This window comes from Atopobacter sp. AH10, assembly GCF_003664595.1.
Lineage (GTDB): Bacteria > Bacillota > Bacilli > Lactobacillales > Aerococcaceae > Atopobacter.
Window position 1 is genome coordinate 1 of sequence record NZ_QXPZ01000004.1, and the last position, 7,704, is coordinate 7,704.

The window sequence follows — 7,704 nt, forward strand, 5'->3', positions numbered from 1 at the left end:
AAAATCTTGTAAAATAAAGATTTTTGATCATTTTCTTTTGAGTATTGGATAAATTTTGGGGGATTTAGGGTATATTGTAGTGATACAAATAAATCTGCTATAAACTACATATAGCATGTAATAAATAAAAGTTTTAGATTTTAAAAATGATATTTTTTTAAAAAAAAAATAAAAGCTCTAGAGAAAAAATAGTAAAAGTGCTAATATCGTAAAAAAACAAGGGGAGTGTGTTTATTATAAAAAAGGCTATCCTAATTATTGGATACGGTGTGATGACTAAAGGCATCATAAAGAACTTGCTGCAATCCGATAGATATGACATTTTTCTATATAGTAGGCACTTAGAATACAGCGAAAGTGTATCTCTTATCAAAGAGGAGGAGCTGGGGAGTAAGTTAGCTTGTGTGGATATAGTTATCACATGTTTTAGGGATAGTAATGAATTAAGCAATTTTATAAACGATAAGTTAGCATTTGCTACATTTGCTCATCAGACAACAGTCGTTGATTTTACTACTTTAAAAATTTCAGATGTAAAAAAGTATAAAGAGTGCGTTGAAGCTAGAGGGGCGTGTTTTGTAGAAGCGCCGGTAACGGGAAGTAAACTTGGAAGTGAAAGCGGAAACTTGTCCATTTTTTTGTATATGGAAAAAGAAAAAGTGAAAGCTAAAAAAGAAGTGATGCAAGTGTTGGAGCTTATTTCCAAAAATATCTATATTTTTGAAAAAAGTACTGAGCCAACACGGTTTAAGTTGCTTTATAATGCATGGGGTGCTTACATTCTATATTCTCTCAAATTGTTTAATCCTAGGAAATATGGCTTCTCTTCAACATCTTTGGAATTAGCGAAAAAAATAGTTTGTAGCGATGGGTGGATGAGCTTAGTTTGTGACGCTAAACTAGATCAGATGGATCGTCAAGATTTTGATGATATCCATTTTAAAATTGATTATATGGTCAAAGATTTAGAGTATGCAAATACTTCTGTGTTTCATCGCCGTTTAAGGGAAATAAACTACTTAGTGGAAGAGTATAAAAATGCTTTGCATCATAATGCTGGAAGGGACTTTACGGCCATAGGACGGGAATATGACGAATAAGGTGTTAGTGGTTGAAAAAGATATACAAGCATTAATAGCGATCTTTAATCGCTATCAAGTCAAAGGGGTTTCAGTCATACTGACAGGATCTTTAGCTCGAGGAGAAGCTAGGATAGAAAATGGAGAAATGAAATCAGACGTAGACATATTGCTTGTTGTAGAGAATATAGATCAGATAGATTGGGTTAAGAACTTTCTGGTTAAGTTGTATAGTTGTCAGTCAAGAATATCTTTAATTTTTTGCTTAAAAGATAGGATTAAAAAGAGTAGGTATCGTGGTGTCATCTCCAGTATAAGATGTGTCAATAATATTCTATATGATGGTTTGTCTATAAAAAATGAAGTTGTGGAAGCCTTGGATGCTTCAGTGAACCGAGTAGAAATGAATCAATCTTTAGTGCAAGAATATTGTTATTATTCATCTAAATATTTAGCCGGAGCAAATGAGGCTCTGCTGGGGAAAATTAACAACATTTGGAGGGAATTACAGAAATTAAATAATATAGAGGAAAGAATTGATTGCTGTGATTTTAAAGCAATCAATAAATTATTAAAAAAACACCATATACAGATGCTAGGCTCAAGTCGATATTTTTTTACTTGCGTTGATTTTAATTCCCAGCTCTATGACCATGTCAGAAATAGAGTGTCATTAGAAAATCAGGGATTAACTTTTAATGAATGCGTATTTTCACTGGAGGATAAATGATACTCAATACATTAGGACCAAGAACGACAGATTGTGTTAAAGCAATTAGATATGTTAGGAGTAAATTCGATGCTGTCAAACTTTACAGTAGTTTTGATAGGATCATTGCCAACATCAGTAATTTAAGAGGACAGTACATCCTTATGCCTGTAGCTTTTGAAAGTTGTTTCTCTGATTATGGGTGGAAAGATTTCAATTTTGAATATCATCGACTATTAAGAATTGTAGAGGTTTTTCATTCATTTACTCAAACAATGGTTTTGGTGGAGAATAAGAAATACGTAAAGAATAAGGCTGTCATTCATCCTGCAACAAAATTTTTTATGACAGAGTATTTGGATAGGAAAAGAATGGATATTCCGATAGATTTTGCGCCGAGTAAGGTTGTAGCAAAAATGTTGTGGGAAAAAGAAGCGTATCGGTTCACTATAGTGAGCCAAGCCTTGCTTGATGATAATTTAGGAATTAAAGTTCGTGAAACTTTTTCTCCAGAAATGATATGGTGCTTGTACGAAGTGAAAGGATGACACATGTATTCTGAAATTTTAAACACATATGAAGTAATTGAACTCCAAAATAACGGGTTTACCAAAAATGAATGGTTTATAGGTTCAGCCTTAATGGGACAAGATTTTAGTCAATTGAGAGAAGGTGCCTATTTTTACTATCAAGAAACAATCTGGACAAAAGTCTTAGAATTGGAGTCGATTAATCCCTACTGGGAGATATATAATCGAACGGATAATTTTTTGTTAGTGGATAAGGGAAGCTCTTTTGAAATAGAGTTTTTGTTAGATGTTTTAACTGAGATAAAAAAATATTTAGCGAAAGAATTAGAATACTTTTTTGTGACGACCGATCCTTTTGCTAGTGAAATTTTGAAAAAGAATAAGTACGAAGTTATTTCTGAAGATATGCCTTTTTTTATTGGGGAAGAAAAGGTAGGGAGCTACTTAAAGGTTTTTGCCCATCATGGTCAACGATTTGTACCTGTTGTCGATTGCACAATTTTTAAATGGCAAGGGAAACGATATTTTGAGATAAATAGCAACAAATTTTATCTGGAATTATTAGAATATATTCTCTATAAAAAGATTCCTGCAAAATTTTTGCAGGCTGATGAAATTTTTAACTTGGGAATGGCAAGTGATTTTTCTGAATATATCGATTTCCAAGAGAACATCAGGCTAGTTTCTTTATTGGATTGTTTGCTTAAATTATCCGAAAGCCATGAAAAATTAACAGGGAATTACAGAGGACATACAACAAAGAAATTATTAAAGAAATTTGCCGTGTATGCTAGCGTGACCAAGCATGAGATTGAAAGAGCATGTTCAGTTTTGTCGCCTAGTTATAGTGATTTTTTAAAAAAAGAACTGGATAAGATGAAGGCATACTATCCACAATTAATGGCCAAGTATTCTAAAGATATTTTGCGTGATAGGTATGGGGTAACGGATTTGCTATTCCATCATTTATCAGGAGATTTAACCCTGACAAGAGTCAACCACAAGCTGGAAAATGTTCAATATTTTACAGATATACCATTTGTGGAGCAAGCTCTTTCGATCGAGCAGTTTAAAGCTACTATTGCAAAGATCATAGAAGGGAAAAAGTCGGCAAAGTATGATAAGATTACCAAATAAATTTGAAGGGGAGAATATAACCCTTGAAGTTGAGCTAGATCAATCAGTTGATATGAGTATATTATATCCGGATAAAAAGTATTTGGATGGATCGCTATTAGAGCAATTAAAGGCTACTGATCAACTGAATCTTACTGTATCTAAGATGCATTCAGAGATAAATGAGGATTGTGCAATTGATTACACAGAAGTATTGATTAAGATTCCTGTTCTTGTTGACGACAAGTCGTATTATTTTCCTATTGTATCTTACGTTTCTCATCCGTATTCTTTGATTAGAGGCTATTATTTAGGTTTTTACAAAGAACTTGATGAGAAGTTTAAATTTCAAAAAAAGGAAATTCATTTAGGAAAAGAAGGCGTATTTCGCTTTAATTTTTCTTTCAACAGAGATGAAAGTAGTTTAATGCAAACTGACTCAGTAGATCGGAGACCGTTGATTTTATTCAATCAATCCAACTTGATCTATAAAGAGGAAAGCTACAATTTATTAGACATTACAGACTATGAATTACTACAAAGAGAAGTTTTTCGATTTTCTAAAATTCAAGTAGGTTGTCTTCTTGGTGTGGCTGCAAGGACAGAAAAAGTTATTTTTGATCAAGATAAATTCCAAATTCATGGGATAAAGAAACTGGAGGCATAATATGAAGAAAAGCTTGTTAGTGACCGGTGGAGCAGGCTATATTGGATCGCATACCGTCTTAGATTTACTTGAACAGAACTATGAAGTGGTTATTGTGGATGATTTAAGTAATTCTAGTAAAAAAGTTATCGACACGATAAAAAAGATTTCTCAAAAAGAAGATAGTTTATTTTTTTATCAGTTAGATTTAAAAGAGTATGCCAAGCTAGAAAAGGTTTTTGAAGAACATCATTTTGATGGGGTGATTCATTTTGCGGGTTATAAAGCTGTAGGAGAATCAGTCATGAATCCCTTGATGTATTATGAGAATAATTTTTTCTCAACCATTAATTTGCTGAAGTTAATGAAAAAATATAAAGTCTTTAACTTTGTTTTCAGTTCATCTGCAACAGTGTACAAAAATGTTCCTGAAATGCCCTTCCATGAGGAGAATCCATTGGGAGCTGCCAACCCATACGGGAGAACGAAACAATTTATTGAACAGATATTAAAAGACTTATCTTATTCAGACGATCATTGGAAAATTATTTGCCTGCGATATTTCAATCCCTTAGGAGCGGATAAGAGCGGGGATTTGGGTGAAGATCCTAATGGAGTTCCGAATAATCTTGTCCCCTATATTGCTCAAGTTGCAGTTGGAAAATTATCACATCTTAATGTGTTTGGGACAGATTACGATACACCAGATGGTACCTGTATTAGGGATTATGTCCATGTTAATGACCTAGCGTATGGGCATCGAAAAGCCTTGGAGTTTATATTTAGTCAAGATAAAGGGCTATATGAGGCGATTAATTTAGGTAGTGGCCGTGGCTATAGTGTGTTTGACATCTTGCATAGTTTTGAAGAAGTGGTTGGAAAAGCTATCCCTTATAAAGTAACGGATAGAAGACCAGGCGATATTGCACGATCACTTGCAGATATTTCAAAAGCTGATCAATTGCTTGGCTTTAAGCCTAGAAGTGATATTAAAGAGATGTGTCAAGATACGTGGAGATGGCAGAAGAAGCATCCAAACGGTTTTAGTGAGGAATAGCCATCTATTAGAAAAGGAGAAATACTATGCATGTTGTTCTATTTAGATATTCTGCTAGAGTGGTAAAGTTAGACTGTATAGCGCATAAAAATGTTCTCGTCATAGCGCCTGAAAATCAGCGAAAAAAATACGATAGTTATGGCCAAGAAGGGCATCCGTTGCCAAAAGTTATTTTTTTAGAAGATTTCGTTTTACCAAACATTATTGCAGAAATAAGGAAAATAAAGCAGAATGAAGTTATTGAGAGCATTACGACTTTAAGTGAAGAGGATATCGATATAGCGGGCTTTTTGCATGATCATTTTGTTTGCCATAATAGTAAAGCTGTTTCAAACCTCTTGTTTAAAGATAAGTATTATATGCGATCGTTTTTGTACGGAGTCGTTAAGCAACCTTATTTTAGGCTGTTGGCATCTAAAGAAGATATGGATTATTTCTGGGAAAAATGTCGGACAAGGACAGCAGTTTTAAAGCCTAGAAATTTAGCGGGAGCTATGGGGATCAAAAAAATAGGGGCGGAAGATGTAGTGGGAGAGGAGTATTATAATGGAAACTATCTCATTGAAGAATGCGTAGACATCGACAAAATGATCACCTGCGATGGATATGCTCTTGGGCAGCAAATCAAACGCTTTTACATCCATGAATATGAAGAGCTATTGCTGGACTCTTTAAGGACGAAAGGCTACTACTTGATCAGAACGAGCACCCTATATGAAAAAGGGAAAGATTTCCTGCAAGTGGCGTATGAAGCTTGTCAAAAAGTCCTTGAGGTATTTTCAGTTGAGGGAGAGATTACGCCTTTTCACTTTGAGTGGTTTTACGATTTCAGAAGTAAAGAAATAGTTTTTTGTGAAGTCGGAAAAAGATTCGGCGGAGGAGATATACCTCAGTTAATTTTAGATAGCTATGGAGTAGATGTGATCAAAGAATATTGGGAAATATTGACGGACAAAGCTTATCTAGAAAGAATAGATTATTCTGACGTATTAGCCAGACCGCAACGTATTTCAGCTACTTTCTCTTTGTATAGGGAAAAGGGGAAGGTGATTGGGGCTCCATCTCAAGACACGATGAATTGGGCGAACAAGGTATATATTTTTGTTAAGCCGGGTGATTCGTCAAATGAAGCGAGAGATGTCGTTGAAAATTCCATGTTAGTTCAGTTCTCGTGTTTAAGTGAGGCGGAACTAAAGCAAAGGGTAGAGGAGCTTAGAAATATTTCTAAGGCATTTAAATATCAAAATTAGTGGGGCGCGTTAATCCTTGATTGGATGAATAAGATGGATAAAAAATTTAATCATCAGACAAGATAGGACTAAGCGGGTGTAACTATTTATATAACTTAAAAAAGCTTAAGGGTTGGCTGATAATATATGGCTAAATCCTTGAGCTTTTTGCGTTTCGTCAATTTTTTACGATCAATTGAGCTGGGAGATTTTGGCACTTTGTCAAATTTTGTTGTTGGTAAATTTTTTAGAGAAAATCACTCTTCTTCGGGGGAGTGGTTTTTTATATTACAGATGATATTTATCCTACTTTGCCCTAAACAAGCTCATGCCTATTAAAGGTACTCTTGGCATAGAGCGTTTATTGGATAAAGTAAAAGTGCGTGTGAGCTTTACACCGCTACTGACAAGCGATTCATCTTTAAAAAGCATCTTTTCTTCAAGTGCTCGAAATTGCGAAAGCCGTAGGCAGTCTTCTTGATGGTTTTTATTTGATTGTTCCACGCCTCTAAATGACCGTTGTTATAAGAATAACTATAGGCGTTGAGAATGAAGTCCTTATACTTATTAAATGTCTTTAAAGGCCTGTTAAAGTGCCTAAGAGCTCCTTCGAGTTTGTAAGAAAGTAAATGATCCAACGGATATTTTGACAATCGTTTGAAAATGAAGAGACCTTCTTGATAAATATCATAAGCCTTCTTTAAGGTATCAGAATAGCTTAATAGCTGTTCAACGACTTGAGATTGATTGAGTAAACCTTCAAATAATGAATAATTTTTATATGCACTTTGCTTGAGTTCAAAACGATTTTTGATCAGTAATTTCCAATAACGCTTAATCCTTCTATAGCCTTTCTTATCTTCTGAATTTCCTTTATTTAATTGATTCATTATTTCTATTCTGACTTTAGTAAAGGCTCTTGCCCAATGCTGAATAATATGGAATCTATCTAAGATAATTTTTGCATTTGGGAAAACTTTGCTCACTAAAATCATATAAGGTGAGTAGATATCCATAGTCACTGTTTTAACTTGTAGCTTGACAGATTCTGGATATTGAAGGAAATAATGCGTAAGAAACTGTAGTTTTCTATCTGGTAATATATCCATTGGTCGATGAGTTTTGGCATCGCTAAAGATAAAACTCATCGCATTAGGTGAACCATTACCTGCATTGAATTCATCAAAAGACAAATGATGAGGGAGATAAGATTTGTGTTTTCTAGGTGTAGGTAAATCCTTATCTAGCACCCTAACAACCGTTGAAGGTGAAACATTGACTTGTTGAGCAAGGTCTTTCATGGAAATGTTTTTAGTTAGCTCCATCAAAATTTTACGA

8 protein-coding genes are annotated in these 7,704 nt (G+C 34.2%); 7 read left to right on the forward strand and 1 reads right to left on the reverse strand.

The window, feature by feature from the left end; translation table 11 throughout:
* The first annotated feature begins 227 nt into the window (after nucleotides 1–227).
* The 7 genes from D3H64_RS01625 to D3H64_RS01655 are packed head-to-tail and all read left to right on the forward strand — an operon-like array spanning nucleotide 228 to nucleotide 6,387.
* Nucleotides 228–1,100, forward strand: coding sequence for an NAD(P)-binding domain-containing protein (locus tag D3H64_RS01625; protein WP_233554862.1), 873 nt, complete (start codon nucleotides 228–230; stop codon nucleotides 1,098–1,100).
* Nucleotides 1,090–1,809 (forward strand): nucleotidyltransferase domain-containing protein, encoded by a 720-nt coding sequence (locus D3H64_RS01630; RefSeq protein WP_121564202.1) that lies wholly within the window; start codon nucleotides 1,090–1,092, stop codon nucleotides 1,807–1,809. The genes D3H64_RS01625 and D3H64_RS01630 overlap by 11 nt, the downstream gene beginning before the upstream one ends.
* Nucleotides 1,806–2,336, forward strand: coding sequence for a hypothetical protein (locus tag D3H64_RS01635; RefSeq protein WP_121564204.1), 531 nt, complete (start codon nucleotides 1,806–1,808; stop codon nucleotides 2,334–2,336). Before D3H64_RS01630 ends, D3H64_RS01635 begins: the two co-directional genes overlap by 4 nt.
* Before the next feature lie 3 nt (nucleotides 2,337–2,339).
* On the forward strand, nucleotides 2,340–3,455 hold the full coding sequence (locus tag D3H64_RS01640) for a hypothetical protein (RefSeq protein ID WP_121564206.1): 1,116 nt from the start codon (nucleotides 2,340–2,342) through the stop codon (nucleotides 3,453–3,455).
* Nucleotides 3,436–4,101, forward strand: a complete 666-nt coding sequence (locus D3H64_RS01645) for a hypothetical protein (protein ID WP_121564208.1) — start codon at nucleotides 3,436–3,438, stop codon at nucleotides 4,099–4,101. The genes D3H64_RS01640 and D3H64_RS01645 overlap by 20 nt, the downstream gene beginning before the upstream one ends.
* A gap of 1 nt (nucleotide 4,102) precedes the next feature.
* Nucleotides 4,103–5,137: a UDP-glucose 4-epimerase GalE gene (gene galE, locus D3H64_RS01650; RefSeq protein ID WP_121564210.1), complete on the forward strand. Its 1,035-nt coding sequence runs from the start codon at nucleotides 4,103–4,105 to the stop codon at nucleotides 5,135–5,137.
* A gap of 26 nt (nucleotides 5,138–5,163) precedes the next feature.
* Nucleotides 5,164–6,387, forward strand: coding sequence for a carboxylate--amine ligase (locus D3H64_RS01655; RefSeq protein ID WP_121564212.1), 1,224 nt, complete (start codon nucleotides 5,164–5,166; stop codon nucleotides 6,385–6,387).
* A 371-nt stretch (nucleotides 6,388–6,758) separates the two neighbouring features.
* Here D3H64_RS01655 and D3H64_RS01660 read toward each other — a convergent pair.
* Nucleotides 6,759–7,704 (reverse strand): ISL3 family transposase (locus D3H64_RS01660; protein WP_121564214.1); only part of this gene is annotated, 946 nt, incomplete at its 5' end.

Coding starts and splice junctions, on each gene's coding strand:
- D3H64_RS01655 (WP_121564212.1), top strand. CDS start 5,164: ATGCATGTTGTTCTATTTAGATATTCTGCTAGAGTGGTAAAGTTAGAC.
- D3H64_RS01640 (WP_121564206.1), top strand. CDS start 2,340: ATGTATTCTGAAATTTTAAACACATATGAAGTAATTGAACTCCAAAAT.
- D3H64_RS01635 (WP_121564204.1), top strand. CDS start 1,806: ATGATACTCAATACATTAGGACCAAGAACGACAGATTGTGTTAAAGCA.
- galE (WP_121564210.1), top strand. CDS start 4,103: ATGAAGAAAAGCTTGTTAGTGACCGGTGGAGCAGGCTATATTGGATCG.
- D3H64_RS01630 (WP_121564202.1), top strand. CDS start 1,090: ATGACGAATAAGGTGTTAGTGGTTGAAAAAGATATACAAGCATTAATA.
- D3H64_RS01645 (WP_121564208.1), top strand. CDS start 3,436: ATGATAAGATTACCAAATAAATTTGAAGGGGAGAATATAACCCTTGAA.